This is a genomic window from Nitratireductor alexandrii (assembly GCF_004000215.1).
In the GTDB taxonomy this organism is placed as follows: domain Bacteria; phylum Pseudomonadota; class Alphaproteobacteria; order Rhizobiales; family Rhizobiaceae; genus Mangrovimarina; species Mangrovimarina alexandrii.
The window spans coordinates 1-13,546 of sequence record NZ_RBVY01000009.1; the positions used below are offsets into that span (position 1 = coordinate 1).

12 protein-coding genes are annotated in these 13,546 nt (G+C 57.6%); 9 read left to right on the top strand and 3 right to left on the bottom strand.

The annotated features are described in order from the left end of the window. Positions 1 to 122: 122 nt before the first annotated feature. The 9 genes from EP380_RS18525 to EP380_RS18565 all read left to right on the top strand — a co-directional run bounded on the left by EP380_RS18525 (position 123) and on the right by EP380_RS18565 (position 10,220). A protein-coding gene (locus tag EP380_RS18525) for an IS3 family transposase (RefSeq protein WP_127599938.1) occupies positions 123 to 1,225 on the top strand; the annotation gives its coding sequence in 2 pieces (ribosomal slippage) (positions 123 to 384 and positions 384 to 1,225; 1,104 coding nt in all). 246 nt (positions 1,226 to 1,471) lie between these two features. Next, entirely contained in the window at positions 1,472 to 1,879 is a 408-nt protein-coding gene (locus EP380_RS18530; protein WP_127599940.1) for a hypothetical protein, read from the top strand. Positions 1,880 to 2,222: 343 nt separating this feature from the next. Beyond that, positions 2,223 to 2,636 carry a hypothetical protein gene (locus EP380_RS18535; RefSeq protein WP_127599942.1) on the top strand — a complete coding sequence of 138 codons (414 nt, stop codon included), beginning with the start codon at positions 2,223 to 2,225 and terminating at the stop codon, positions 2,634 to 2,636. Further along, a complete protein-coding gene (locus EP380_RS18540) occupies positions 2,633 to 3,937 on the top strand; it encodes a relaxase/mobilization nuclease domain-containing protein (protein WP_127599944.1) in 1,305 nt (434 codons plus the stop codon). The genes EP380_RS18535 and EP380_RS18540 overlap by 4 nt, the downstream gene beginning before the upstream one ends. 22 nt (positions 3,938 to 3,959) lie before the next feature. Then, the gene (locus EP380_RS18545) at positions 3,960 to 4,241 is read left to right on the top strand and encodes a hypothetical protein (protein WP_127599946.1); all 282 of its coding nucleotides are present in this window, start codon (positions 3,960 to 3,962) and stop codon (positions 4,239 to 4,241) included. A 259-nt stretch (positions 4,242 to 4,500) separates the two neighbouring features. After that, positions 4,501 to 4,680: a hypothetical protein gene (locus tag EP380_RS18550; protein ID WP_164749915.1), complete on the top strand. Its 180-nt coding sequence runs from the start codon at positions 4,501 to 4,503 to the stop codon at positions 4,678 to 4,680. A gap of 399 nt (positions 4,681 to 5,079) precedes the next feature. After that, entirely contained in the window at positions 5,080 to 6,630 is a 1,551-nt protein-coding gene (locus tag EP380_RS18555) for a Fic family protein (RefSeq protein ID WP_127599949.1), read from the top strand. Continuing rightward, positions 6,599 to 8,446, top strand: a complete 1,848-nt coding sequence (locus tag EP380_RS18560) for an ATP-dependent nuclease (protein ID WP_238719927.1) — start codon at positions 6,599 to 6,601, stop codon at positions 8,444 to 8,446. Before EP380_RS18555 ends, EP380_RS18560 begins: the two co-directional genes overlap by 32 nt. Further along, the gene (locus EP380_RS18565; RefSeq protein ID WP_127599951.1) at positions 8,427 to 10,220 is read left to right on the top strand and encodes an ATP-dependent helicase; all 1,794 of its coding nucleotides are present in this window, start codon (positions 8,427 to 8,429) and stop codon (positions 10,218 to 10,220) included. Before EP380_RS18560 ends, EP380_RS18565 begins: the two co-directional genes overlap by 20 nt. A 29-nt stretch (positions 10,221 to 10,249) precedes the next feature. Here the strand turns inward: EP380_RS18565 and EP380_RS18570 are convergent, their stop codons facing one another. Genes EP380_RS18570 through EP380_RS18580 form a run of 3 tightly spaced genes read right to left on the bottom strand, consistent with a single transcriptional unit; the run spans position 10,250 to position 13,494 of the window. Beyond that, positions 10,250 to 10,588, bottom strand: a complete 339-nt coding sequence (locus tag EP380_RS18570; RefSeq protein WP_127599953.1) for a hypothetical protein — start codon at positions 10,586 to 10,588, stop codon at positions 10,250 to 10,252. A gap of 33 nt (positions 10,589 to 10,621) precedes the next feature. Beyond that, positions 10,622 to 12,049, bottom strand: coding sequence for an argonaute/piwi family protein (locus EP380_RS18575; RefSeq protein ID WP_127599955.1), 1,428 nt, complete (start codon positions 12,047 to 12,049; stop codon positions 10,622 to 10,624). Beyond that, entirely contained in the window at positions 12,046 to 13,494 is a 1,449-nt protein-coding gene (locus EP380_RS18580) for an SMEK domain-containing protein (protein ID WP_127599957.1), read from the bottom strand. The genes EP380_RS18575 and EP380_RS18580 overlap by 4 nt, the downstream gene beginning before the upstream one ends. Positions 13,495 to 13,546: the final 52 nt, after the last annotated feature.

Sequence of the window (13,546 nt, forward strand, 5' to 3'; positions counted from 1 at the left end):
TCTTCCGTGAACCGTGAACGCTTCATTCGTCCGTCTCCGTGTGCTCTGACCCCTGAAAACTGGATCGTTCGAAACTGGAGTTTTCCGCTGTAATGTTCCTTGGCTGGGAGGAGCGGAAGACGATGAAGGCATCGAAGTTCTCGGACGCACAAAAGGCGTTCATTTTGAAGCAAGGAGCCGACGGGATCCCCGTCGCGGAGATCTGTCGGCGGGCGGGGATCAGCCAGGCGACCTACTTCAACTGGAAAAAGAGATACGACGGGCTGCTGCCGACTGAGATGAAGCGGCTGAAGCAGCTCGAGGACGAGAATGGCAAGCTCCGAAAGCTTGTCGCGGACCTCTCGCTGGACAAGGAGATGCTGCAGGACGTCATCCGCCGAAAACTTTAAGGCCTGGTCACAAACGCGAGCTGGTGGCGGAGACGTGTGGTGAGTGGAACGTGTCGATCAGGCGAGCCTGCCGGGTCTTGGAATTTGACACTTCGACCTACCACTACAAGTCCCGTCGCCGCGATCAGGCCGACATAGCAGCTCGGATCAAGGACATCTGCGCGACGCGGGTTCGCTACGGCTATCGCCGGGTGCACGTGATGCTGACGCGCGAAGGCTGGGACATCAACATGAAGCGGACCTACCGCATTTACAGGGATTTGGGCCTGCAACTCAGGAACAAGACACCGAAGCGACGGGTCAAGGCGAAGCTGAGAGAGGATCGTACGGCGGCGGTCGGTCCCAATGACGTATGGGCCATGGATTTCGTTCACGATCAGCTCGCCACGGGCAAGAAGATCCGTGTGCTGACGGTGGTCGACACCTTCTCACGATACGTGCCGGTTCTCGATCCGCGGTTCAGCTATCGGGCGGAGGATGTCGTCAGAACACTGGAACAGGTCTGCCCAAAGATCGGCTATCCGAAGACGATCCGCGTCGACCAAGGGTCCGAGTTCATCTCCCGAGACCTCGACCTGTGGGCCTACACGAAGGGCGTCACGCTCGACTTCTCGCGGCCGGGAAGGCCGACAGACAACGCCTACATCGAAGCTTTCAACGGGCGCTTCAGGGCAGAATGCCTGAACGCGCACTGGTTCCTGACGCTTGCCGATGCGGCCGAAAAGATGGAGGATTGGCGCAGATACTACAACGAGGTTCGTCCGCATAGGGCGATCGGGCACAACGTCCCGATCTCGTTGCTAAATCACGATGGCGCTGCCAGCCCGCCAACGTGACAACAGGCCGGAAACTCCAGCATCCGGCGGTCCAAAGAATGGTATCGGAGCAATGATCGACGGACTCTACCAAAATCTGGAGGAGATTCAGGGGCTCAGGTCACAATTTCAAAAGCCTACAAGCCTGACGCCGGACAAGAAGCCGAGCCGGATGAGCAAAAGGCAAACTGGATAAGAGCTTGCGGTCATCTTCTTTTCTACACGAACCTCACGCCGGGTCTCCAGCGAGACGGAACTTTCCAGGAAGTGAAGTTTCGAGAATATGTGTCGGAAATTCAGAAGCTTGCATCGATCGAAGGATATATGAAAGGTGCGCAGCACGTACTAGGTCAGCTTCTGGCCTATGCTCCCGAAACAGATAACGGCGATTGGCCGCCGCAATGTGTTTGCGAAGTCCTGGACGACCCTCAGCACGATAGGATGCGCGGAACGTTCGAGACAAGTGTGTGCAATAAGCGAGGCGTTACAAGCAGGTTACCTTATGATGGCGGAGAACAGGAGCGCGCTTTGGCCGAGAAGTATCAAGGCTATGCTGATCGCTGCCAAATCGAGTTTCCATTGGCATCAAAAGCTCTCGCGGATATCGCCGCATATTACTCGCAAGACGCATTGCGCCATGATCGGGATGCCGAGTTTTCTAAGGAGCAATTTTAAGTTCTCTGAAGATGCTCCTGCTCACCAAGGAAAGCGCCGTTTGCTCCCCTCGGAGCCGCCTTCCTTCGCTTTGTGCGAAGGCGGCTCCGAGGAAAGCAAACTCTCTTGTATCTCTAACTCTATCTTGTGGGGCGAATCGGAGGGCGCGGATGACCCCGCATGACCTTCGCGGTGCTACCTATGTGCTACCTGCGGCGGGTTTGGTAAGTCTGGAAAGCTGATAAGTCGTTGAAAGATTTGGCGCACCTCGAAGGAGAGAGTTCGAACACTCTTTTCGAGGTGCTGGATGAATGGGAGCGCCATCTCGCACAGCTAGACCCGGCTAAGGGTCTGAGGTGCGGCCATGACGACCCTTCGCCATGAGTTTCACCAACATGCTGATAAACCGGCGAAATATCCTTCGCCCTTCTCGCTGCGGCTGACCTATGCCGAAAAGGCGCAGTTGCTGGCGGAAGCAGGCCGCAAGCCGCTCGGCGTCTATATCCGCGAGCGGCTGTTCGGCCAGGATGCCGCCCCGCGAAAGCGGCAGGGCAACAGCCCGGTAAAGGATCACGAGGCGCTGGCGCGCGTCCTGGCGGCGCTCGGCCAGTCGCGCCTGTCCTCGAACCTGAACCAGCTCGCCAAGGCCGTGAACACGGGCTCGCTGCCCGTCACTCCTGAAACCGAAGCCGATTTGCAGCAAGCCTGCCGGGACGTGTCCGCTCTGCGGGCCGATCTGCTGCGCGCTCTCGGAAAGAATCCGGGGGGCGGGCCATGATCTTGAAAGCCAAGGAACGCGGGGACGGCCCGCAGCTCGCCCGCTACCTGCTTGCCATGCGGGATAACGATCATGTCGAGCTGCATGACGTGCGCGGCTTTGCGAGTGATGATCTGCTCGGTGCCTTCCACGAGGCCGATGCCATTGCCAGCGGCACGCGCTGCCGCAAGCATCTCTTTTCAATGAGCCTCAACCCGCCTGCGGGCGAGAATGTCAGCATCGAAGCCTTCGAGCAGGCCATTTCCCGGATTGAGGAAAAGCTCGGCCTGGAAAATCAGCCGCGCGCCATCGTCTTCCATGAAAAAGACGGGCGGCGGCATGCGCATGTCGTCTGGTCGCGAATCGACTCTGAACGCATGCGCGCGCTCAACATGGCACATTACAAGGTCAAGCTGCGCGACGTGTCGCAGCAGCTCTATCGTGAGCATGGTTGGAACATGCCGCGCGGGCTTGAGGATCGCAGCCTGCGCGATCCGCTGAGCTTCACCCGCGCCGAGTGGCAGCAGGCCCGCCGTGCCGGGCTCGATCCCAAGCAGCTCAAGGCGCTTTTCCAGAAATGCTGGAAACAGTCGGATTCCGGAGCGGCCTTCGAAATTGCCCTGAAAGAACGCGGCTTCACGCTCGCGCGTGGCGACCGGCGCGGCTTCGTCGCCGTCGATTATCGCGGCGAGATTTACAGCCTCACGCGCCTAACCGGCGCGAAGACCAAGGACGTCGCCGCCCGCCTTGGCGATCCGCAGAAACTCCCATCTGCCGAAGAAGCGCGCGCCGCGATGTCCGCGCAAATGACCGAACAGCTCCAGAGGTTCATTAAGGACGCCGAACGCGAAGCTGAACGCGGGCTCAAAGTTCTCGTATTTCGCTGCAGTGAAATGACAGGGCGGCACCGCCATGAACGGCAGGCGCTGAAGCAAGCGCACGAAGAGCGCTGGCTCGCCGAAACCAAGGAACGGGCCGCCCGCCTGCCGCGTGGCTTCTCTGGCATCTGGCACCGGATCACGGGCCACTATGGCCGGATCAGAAAGCAGAACGAGCACGAAGCTTGGCAGGCCACGCTGCGCGACCGCGCCGAACGGGAAAGTCTGATTTTCCGGCAGCTCGATGAGCGTCGCGCCCTGCAACAGGAAATCCAGGGCCAGCGCGAACGTCAGCAGGCCGACTTGCTCCTGCTCCGCCAGGACATCACCCGCTACCGCGACATCGCCGCGCCGGAACGCGAGCGCGAAGACAACAAGCCAGAACGCGAAGGCCGCAGCCGATCCGGCAGGCGCAGGAGAACGCGCAGCCCGCGCATGGAATGACGAACGCAGAAAGGAGCCTGAGATGAAAAATCCGGACTGGACAACATATGTGCCGCGCCGTGTCTATGACACCGCCCGGACACTGGAGGCCGCTTGTGAAAGGGCCAACCTTTCCCCGATTGGCGAGGTCGAATGGCGGATGGCGCATTGGCCAACAAAATCAGGACGTGCCTTCTGGGGCGAAGTCTGGCGCTTCCTGATGGAGGAATATTGCATTGGGTCAGAGTACAGATACGAAATTGTCGTCATTGACGATCCCGGCTTTGAGCGCGTGGTTACTGTCCTGCCGCAACAACTCCATTGATATACGTCTAGGCTCCAGCTCCTGCGACACCTGCCTCGCGCATCCAGCGCGGGGCAAAGCCTCGTCTTGCTCTCCCAGCACCTTTTGAATCCTGCGGCTCGCGTGGCCGACCGCCTCAATCCATGAGGACATCTTTTCAGCATCCTCCCGTCCGTCTCAATCCGAATCCGAACCCTCAGACCTTCCCAGGCCGATGATGTGTGCCGGGGCCGAAAGGCCCTGAGTGGTTCGGGGCCTCCTTGAAACGAAGGAGGATACAATGAAACTCGTCTCACGTTTTGAAGCGGCAGCACGCAGCACAGCCGAATTGCACTGTCTGCTCGGAGAGGCAAAACGCGCCTTCACCCGCGCCGCCTGCGGCTCGCAAGAGCACGACGATGCGCTGGAATCGATCCGCAACATCGAGCATGAGCTGGCGGCTCGTGCTCCACGGCTCTAAAGCCGGTGCGGCTGGCCTCGCGGCCAACCACATATCCCTGACTTCGGTCCCAGGTCCGCTATCGCCACGCATATCGTTTAATGTGCGCGGAACGCCCGCCTGCCCATCTATAAATTGGCCAGCCGGTTGCCCTGCAACCGGACTAGGCCCGCGCCAATGAGCGGGGGAAGCCGTCAAGACCGCAGCCAGCGGAGGGGATCACCCGCCCTGCGCAAGCGAAGCGCGGAAGGGTGGGGAAACCACTGGCTCGCCCGAAGGGCTTGGTCTTGAAGGGTGACGGGCCGTCAGGCCCCTTTTTCACGAAAAATCCATGACAGAACCGTTTTTCACGTGATAGAATTGTTTTTCAGGGAGGCTGCTTCTCTAGAACCTGCATAACCTGAACAAGGCACCGTTTTCATGACTTCGGCCACACAGAACCAGTTTTCAGGCGTAGTGACCGTTTTTCAGGAAAGACGCCTTCCTGAACCTGCTGCGCCAGCCGGGTACAGCGCGCTGATGGACGCCTACAGGGTAGACGCCCCGCTGCCGCGCACGCTGAGCGCCATTGGTGCGCATCACCGCATCCTGGAGCGGGACAACTGGCGGATCATGACGCCGCGCCACGCGCCAGACGCCAGCTTGGAAGGCCATCTGACCTTCGCCCTCAAATACGAAGGGCTCGACCTAGCCGTCCTAAAGCGCCTATTTCTTGCGACCGGACCAACCCCGATCGAAGCGATCGTCAGGGACAAGCCGACTGGCTCCTACGCACGGCGTATCTGGTTCCTCTACGAATGGCTGACCGGCGAGCGTCTGGACCTACCTGATGCCCAGACCGGCAAATACGTCCCCGTGCTCGATCCCGCTCTGCAATGGGGCATCGAAGGCGAGACGGTGCCACGCTATCGGCTGCGCAACAACCTGCCCGGCACCCCCGAATTCTGTCCGCTGGTTTTCAGAACTAAGCGACTCGATCACTTCATCGCCGATGACCTGCCGCAGCGAGCTAAGGACATCATCGCCGACGTGCCGCGTGACGTCCTCGCCCGCACGGCAGCTTTCCTGCTACTGAAGGATTCGAAATCCAGCTACGCAATCGAGGGTGAAAGCCCCCCACAAGACCGCATTCAGCGCTGGGGCCGTGCGATCGGCGAAGCTGGCAAACAGCCTCTCGACGAGGACGAACTCTTGCGCCTTCAGCGCATCGTTATCGGCGACGCCCGCTTCATCAATCTCGGCTTCCGCCACGAAGGCGGCTTCGTCGGCGACCATGATCGCGATACTCGCTTGCCTTTGCCCGACCATGTCAGTGCACGCCACGAAGACCTGCCATCGTTGCTGAACGGTATGATCGCCTTCGATCGGAGCCCGGCGCAGAATATGGACGCCGTCATTGCGGCCGCAACCCTCGCGTTCGGCTTTGTCTATATCCACCCCTTTGAGGACGGAAACGGCCGCCTTCACCGCTACCTCATCCATCATGTACTCTCCGAGCGCGGCTATAATCCGCCCGGCGTCGTCTTCCCAGTCTCGGCCGCGATCCTCGACCAAATCGATCAATACCGGGAGACGCTTGAATCCTATTCGCAGCGCATGTTGCCGCTGGTCCAGTGGGAGCCGACCGAGAAGTTCAACGTCAGGGTTCTGAACGACACAGGCGACTTCTACCGCTTCTTCGACGCCACCCCACACGCGGAATTTCTCTATGAATGCGTCAAGCGTACCATCGAGCATGATCTACCCTACGAGACTCGATTCCTGCGGCGATACGATGAATTCCGCCGAGGCGTCGAAGGCATGATTGAAATGCCTGATCGCACTGTCGATCTGCTCTTCCGCTTCCTCAAGCAGAATGACGGCAAGCTATCGAACCGGGCCAAAGAGAAGGAATTTGCCGCCCTCACAGAGGAAGAAGTCGCTCGAATCGAGGCGAGCTATGGCGACATCTTTTCAACTGAGACCATTTGAGGACGTTATGCATTTATCGCGCATCAGGATCGAGAATTTCAGGAACTTCAAGCTGCTCGATGTCAAGCTCGCCGGAAATATCGTCATCGTCGGTGAAAACAGGGTCGGCAAGACCAACCTGCTCTACGCCCTGCGCCTGATATTCGATCCGACTCTGCCGGACAGCGCACGGCAGCTCGGCTTGGCGGACTTCTGGGACGGGCTCGATCCGCTTGAGCCCGACGAAAAAATCATCATTTCGGTCGAGATTCAGAACTTCGACGATGATCCCGATATCCTCGCAACACTTACAGACTTTCGCCTAGATAATGACGCCGACACAGTACGGCTTACTTACGAATTCCGCGCAAGACCGGACCTCGAAGGGGTGCCAGCTTCCGGAGAAGATTACGAATTCATCTGCTACGGCGGTGAAAGCGAGAACAAGATATTCGGACACCGGCTCCGGCGCAGAATCACGATGGACGTACTCCCCGCTCTCCGCGACGCCGAAAGCGACTTGGGGAATTGGGGACGATCCCCGCTGCGCCCGCTGATCGAAAGCGCCTTTGCCAGCGTCGATACAGATGATCTGGACGACATCAAGGAGTCGATCGAAGAGGCCACCTCCCATCTGACTGATTTCACGTCGGTGAAGAAACTCGAAGACGATCTCGGAGCACTGTTTGCCTCAATGAGCGGCCCGAAGCAGGATATCAAACCCTCGCTTGGCTTCGGAGCGACCGACGTCGCCAGACTGTACCGCAATATCAGGCTGCTAATCGACAACGGCCTACGCGGAATCAATGATGCGAGTCTCGGCTCGGCGAACATCGTCTTTCTAACGTTGAAAGCGCTGGAGCTGAAGCGTTTGATGGATGAGAACAAGCGCGATCATACGCTGCTCGCCATCGAGGAACCGGAAGCACATCTGCATCCGCATTTACAGCGCTCTGTATACCGACGTCTTTTCGAAGATTTTAGCGGCGGCGACGACAACCAACCGATTTCTATCGTGCTCACGACACACTCGCCTCATATCGCCAGCATCGCACCGCTCCGCTCTCTGCTGCTGCTTAAGGACGCTGGCGATCATGGCACCGTCGGGCGATCTACCGCAGGCATTTCGCTGACGACCGCAGAAGCAGATGACTTGGCGCGCTACCTCGATATCACGCGCGCAGAGATGCTGTTCGCCCGTGGCATCATCCTAGTCGAGGGCGACGCAGAGAGATTTTTGATGCCCACTTTTGCGTGCTCGCTTGGGCACGAGCTGGACCATCTTGGCATCACAGTTTGCTCGGTCGCTGGCACCAATTTCAAGCCCTACGCCAAGTTCCTGACAGCTCTCGGCATCCCCTTCTCGATTATGACCGATTGGGACCCACAGGCGGGCACAAAGAAGGCGCTTGCCATCAATCGTGCTACTAAACTGATAAACGCCGTCGAGCGCCAGCGCACCGGCCATGCGCCAGCTGCCGTCCTCGAGGAACTAGAAACACTGATCGGCGAGGAGAACGAGGTAGGATTCAGCGAAAGATGCGAAGATTTCGGGATCTTCATCAATGATTACACGCTCGAAGTCGATCTGTTCGAAAACGACTTTTCGGACCAGATCATCGAGACTCTGCGAGAACCCAGCTTCAGCACAGAGCGCCAAGGCTGGATTGATGGATGGGAAGCCGATCCTTCTTCCCTTGATGTAGACAATTATCTCAAGCTTATCGAAGTGATCGGCAAAGGCCGTTTTGCGCAAAGGCTTGCTTCACGCGCTGCCGGGATTGAGCCGCCGGATTATATCAAGAACGCGATCGCGTATGTGGTGGACCGTGTCTAGCAGCGCGCTCTATCTCAAAGCCGCTGAAGAACTGCGCGAAAATGACGGTCAGTGGGCTGCCTACGAGTCCGAGGGGCACTGCGTCGTCCTTGCCGGGCCGGGGAGCGGCAAGACCAAGACGCTGACTATCAAGCTCGCGCGGATGCTCGCCGAGGATGTTGAAGATCCACGCGGGCTCGCCTGTATTACCTACAACAACGAATGTGCGCGAGAGCTGGAAGATCGCCTTGAAGCGCTTGGTGTCGAATCCGGTGGGCGGGTCTTCATCGGTACCATGCACTCGTTCTCACTGACGCAAATCGTCATGCCCTATGCGAAGGTCGCCGGCCTCGGACTGCCGGACGAGTTTTCCGTGGCGACAAGGGCTGAACGAGCGCTCGCTCTGGAACGCGCCTTCAACCGGACGATTGCCGGCCCTGACAATCCGCAAAACTGGGATTTCAGGATGGGCAATTACCGGCGCTCGATCCTCAATCGGGAATCGGAAGAATGGCGAACACGTGATCCGGCACTCGCCCGCCTCGTCGAAGCGTTCGAGGAAGAACTTCGTGCACTGGGAAAAATCGATTTCGACGATATGCCGTTGCTGGCAGTGCGCGCACTTCGCGCCAATGAATGGTTGCGAGAAGCCTTGCTGGCGAAGTTCCCGATACTGGCGGTCGATGAATATCAGGACTTGGGCCGTGCCCTGCATCGCATGGTGATGGGGCTTTGTTTCAGTGCAGGGATGCGCTTGTTCGCGGTCGGGGACGCCGATCAGTCCATTTACGGGTTTACAGGGGCTCACCCGGAACTGCTCCAGCAACTTGCCGAGCGCGATGACGTGGAAACCGTTCGCCTTCGCCTGAACTACCGCTGCGGATCGAAAATCGTCACGGCATCAGGCTATGCCCTCGGCGAAGAACGCGACTACGAGGCCGTCGACGGCGCTGAAGAGGGTACGATCTATTTCCATCCGCGAACCGGCCAGTATGCAAATCACGCGGAATATTTGTTCACGACTCTGCTGCCTGAAATACAGGCCCGCCATCCCGATCTTCGTCTCGGTGAGATCGCTATTCTCTACCCCGCTGCATGGATCGGTAACGCCGTCGCCGAAGCTGCAGAAGAACACGGCTTCGCCTACCTCCGAACGGACGGAAACGCGCTCTATCCAAGATCGAGCCGGCTAATGCGGTGGCTCGAACTGTGCGCCGTTTGGTGCTGCGGCGGATGGAAAAGCGGCCAGCCGCGATTCAGCCGCGTGGTCAATGACGGGCAACGCCTGTTCTATGAAGGACTGCGGACCGACGATGAGTTTCTGGCTTTTCAGAGGGAACTTCTGAAAACCCTGTGGGATCACCGTGACGCCAGCCTCTCACTCTCCCAATGGCTGTCCGATCTGAACGAAGCCGTGATCGAACCCCTTGTTGCGGTCTGCCGGACGCTTCAGGATGAAGGAGAAACCCTCGGCGCTTTCATCGAACGAACGATCACCGGCGACTGTCAGGAAATGACGCTCGGTACATTTGCTGGCCAGGGTGAAGGCAACGATAGTCTCAAGCTATCGACGCTTCACAGCTCCAAGGGACGTGAATTTTCCGTCGTCATCATGTTCGGGATCGACGACGGCCGTATTCCGTTTTCGAATCCTAGCGCTACGCAGGTAATCGAAGCCCGGCGATTGTTCTATGTCGGGTTTACCAGGGCCAAGAGCGAGCTGCATCTGATGTACTCCGCCCATAGCCTTTCACGCTTCATCACAGAGGTCGAGAATCGCCTCGCAGAGGGGTGATAAACCACCTCCAGAAAGTGCGGCGATCCCTAGACCTGGTAGCTGAAGTAACGACCTTCACCGTGGTCGTAAATCTGCACGGACTGACCATTCACCGACCCCTGGTAGTGATGGCCGGAGTCGTGGTCATAGCCGGAGAAATTCGTGCCGTTCACCTGAAGACTGATGTGCGACTGGCTGCCGTGATGGTACAGATTGGAACCGGAGCCGGTAATATGCGCCTGCGCTTCATGGTCGTACAGATTAGAACCGCTGCCGGTGATATGCGTATGGCTTGATGAGTCGTGACTGTAAATTGTCCCTTTTCCGCTGCCATTGATCCTCTGGGCTGCTGCGTAGGCGATTGCACGACGTGTCTGTTCATCCATGACGAACTCTCCCGATCGATCTGCACCGGTACATCACATATAGTAGCCGTATCGGATTTGAGGAGTCTCCGAGTCTTCAAGGTACTTGAGAATCTCGCCCACCTTTCGCGCACAGCCGAGCGTGACAGGATATTTCCCGTCAAACTGGGTGTTATTCCAGTTCATCTTTGTCAGCCCCAGGATTTCTTTTGCAATCAGCGTGGGTGACTCTTCTGACTTGACGACCCTCAGCTCGATCGGCTGCGGAACATACAGACCAGGATAGGTCTGGTAGTACCAGACAGAGCCTCTTGAGTAGAGAAGCAGCCTGTTGTCTTCGACGCGGGCAAGCGTTCCTCTGAAGGGGGGATAGTTGCCATCCCGAAAAAGCCGCAGTCTCGAATCCAGTATCGTCACGAAATCAACGGCATCAATGTGGAGGTCTTGGACAGCCCCTTCGATGCCGTCAATTTCCTCGGGCGTGAAATTCGACGATTTGTGGATGACCAGACGCGCCGGAAAATTGCGGAGGGCAACGCGGTACTCGTTTAGTGCTGCCGCTATGAGATCGTAGGCTTGCTGTGCCGTCAATCTGGGCACGCGGTCATCCTTGTCGATCTGTACCGGAGTGCCCCGGAGAATGAGCCCGTTCCCCAGTTCATCGAAAATCTGAGCGAGGCTTGTACATAGCGATTGCCGGTCGCGACTACGATAGAAGGCAATCCCGACAGCGCATGAGGTGGCGCGGGAGCTTTCCTGTTCAAGCTTCCACGGAATCGTGGGACCAGACTTGTAGTAGAGGGCGGTACAGAAATTCCATGCCTTGGTTGCGTCATCCTGCTGGCCGGCGGATTTCGTCTCGTCCAGATTGACTTGCCTGATTAATTGCAACGGTTTGCCGAGAGGCATCGACCGCGCTTTCAACGCCCGGCGAAAGTTAAGTTCCTCGCCTTGCGCGTCGTCCTCTTCCTCGTCCAGCGTATCGTCGCCGCCTTCCTCTTCCGTCGAAATGACCTTGTAGAGCACCTCGGGCATCACGCAGATAATCACGTCGACATGCCGGTTCTGAGCGAGGAATTTGATGTTCTCATAGTAGAGCTCGATCGCCGCTTTGATACGCGCCGTCCGGGAAGGAATGGCCACGACCTTTGCGATGTCCGAGTTCTTGATCGGGCGAGCAAGATCGCCTGAGAACCGAATGTCGGCACCAAAGCCGGCGTTCTTATTGAACCCGCAGAAGGTGAGCTTGAGATTCTCTTGCTTTGCATTCACCGGGGCCTCGATGCCGGCTTTGCACCTATCGAGCCAGGTCCCAAGCATTTCCATGCATTCCGAGGATCCCACACCGCCGACATATATCTCGGTGCGCCGTGTTTCCTGCGTCTGGTCGAAAACGCCATAAGCCGAGATACCCCGCCGCGGGCATATATGCTCACCGTTAGCAAAGATGAGATGGGGCTCTTTGACAAATTCCAGTTTCACAACGAGCCGAGCCTTCCCTGCAAGCTGTCATTCGCTTGCACTTGCAAGGGCTCCCAGAGCCGTTCGTCAAGCGCTCTCCCACCGGGCAGCTTCAACGGAGCCGCGAAGCTAAGTGTGGGTGTGTTCGCGCTTTCCTCGGAGAACAGGTCTTGTGTGTCGATATCTTCTAGCCATGACGCGAGGAAGCGAAACTGGTCATAGACCGACCGGTTTTTCTCCATCCTCTTCAAGCCGCTGAGAAGCTTGTCACCATAGAAGGAGCGCCGATAATCGTCGCCAAAACTGAAGAACCAGTCTGGCGTAAGCGCCATATACCAGCGGTCGTCCAGCCGCATAAAATCGACGCTGAATGCAAAGTGCCGCGTCGAAAGCACCTCATCCTTTTTAGCGGTCTTGAACTTACGCTCAAAGACCATGCGCGAAGAGGCTTTTTGTCCGGTCCAGTTTTCGGTTCGCTTGTTTTGCTTCGGGCGATGCGGAAGAAAAATGAACTTCCGTTCGATGTGCTGCCACAGCACGTCATGCTTGTAGAGCTTCTGTTGAAGCGTGAAACGCAGCAAAGACTTGAAGGTGCGTTCGTGGTCTTCGTCTATCCCGTAATAATCACTTGGCGAAAAGTCCTCTACGGTCCCTTCCTCGATCACGTGTCGGAACGGGTTATCGCCAGCTTCAAGGTCATGAAAGGTTATTAGGCGCCCTTCGCTAGCTTCGAAATCGGACGGCACCAGCGGGCCATTCTCACGGCTAAAGTCTTTGACGCCTTGCCTGTGGTTTCTGAGCTTACCGCCCTTCTTGCCTTTAAGGGCTTCGGGCACAATCTCGGCAATGAACAGTGTCGGCGGAAAGTAGACTTCCACCAGGTTCGTGCCAAGCAATTCCGGCGGCTCTTCCGGCGGGTCGAAATCCTCTTCGGCGAGTCCGACATCGAGCCCGCGGGTGTAGGCCAATAGCAGGTCGACAGCGGCTTTGAGCCTCAAAGGATCGGCATTGGCCGCTTTTCTGGAGACATCTCTGTGGTCGAGAATGTCCGAGCGACTATCAAAGCGCAAGGAGTCACCGGCAGCCGCCGATATCGCCGTTTCAGAGTAGGTCCCTTGCTTTTTCGTCAGATTGTAGATGATGAATCTGTCATACCGTTCCTGCAGGCCGTGGCCGGCGACCGTCTTCAACGTATCTTTGATCTTTTCGAGGGATTTGTCAGACGTTACCTGAATCGCGACGCGGGCTTCGTCGTCAGCCAAGTCGATACCAGGGAAGTTCTGTTTCTCATCGCCATTGAGATTTCGCAGGTTGCCGAAGCCATAGAGTTCCCGAAAAAGACCGCAGATGACATCCTCGCATATCTTGTTGATGTCAAAATGCCCCATGGCAACAGAGGACTCCACCTCCAGGGCCAGTTTGGCGATCTCCTCGCGGAATTGATTTATCAGCTCTGAATGCTTCAAGCTTTGCTCCCAAGGACGCTCAAGTCAGACTTGTTGAATCAGCTATGTCACA

Excerpts from the sequence above, each read along its gene's own strand:
- EP380_RS18535 (WP_127599942.1), top strand. The coding sequence starts at position 2,223 with ATGACGACCCTTCGCCATGAGTTTCACCAACATGCTGATAAACCGGCG.
- EP380_RS18540 (WP_127599944.1), top strand. The coding sequence starts at position 2,633 with ATGATCTTGAAAGCCAAGGAACGCGGGGACGGCCCGCAGCTCGCCCGC.
- EP380_RS18545 (WP_127599946.1), top strand. The coding sequence starts at position 3,960 with ATGAAAAATCCGGACTGGACAACATATGTGCCGCGCCGTGTCTATGAC.
- EP380_RS18550 (WP_164749915.1), top strand. The coding sequence starts at position 4,501 with ATGAAACTCGTCTCACGTTTTGAAGCGGCAGCACGCAGCACAGCCGAA.
- EP380_RS18555 (WP_127599949.1), top strand. The coding sequence starts at position 5,080 with ATGACTTCGGCCACACAGAACCAGTTTTCAGGCGTAGTGACCGTTTTT.
- EP380_RS18560 (WP_238719927.1), top strand. The coding sequence starts at position 6,599 with ATGGCGACATCTTTTCAACTGAGACCATTTGAGGACGTTATGCATTTA.
- EP380_RS18565 (WP_127599951.1), top strand. The coding sequence starts at position 8,427 with ATGTGGTGGACCGTGTCTAGCAGCGCGCTCTATCTCAAAGCCGCTGAA.
- EP380_RS18570 (WP_127599953.1), bottom strand. The coding sequence starts at position 10,588 with ATGGATGAACAGACACGTCGTGCAATCGCCTACGCAGCAGCCCAGAGG.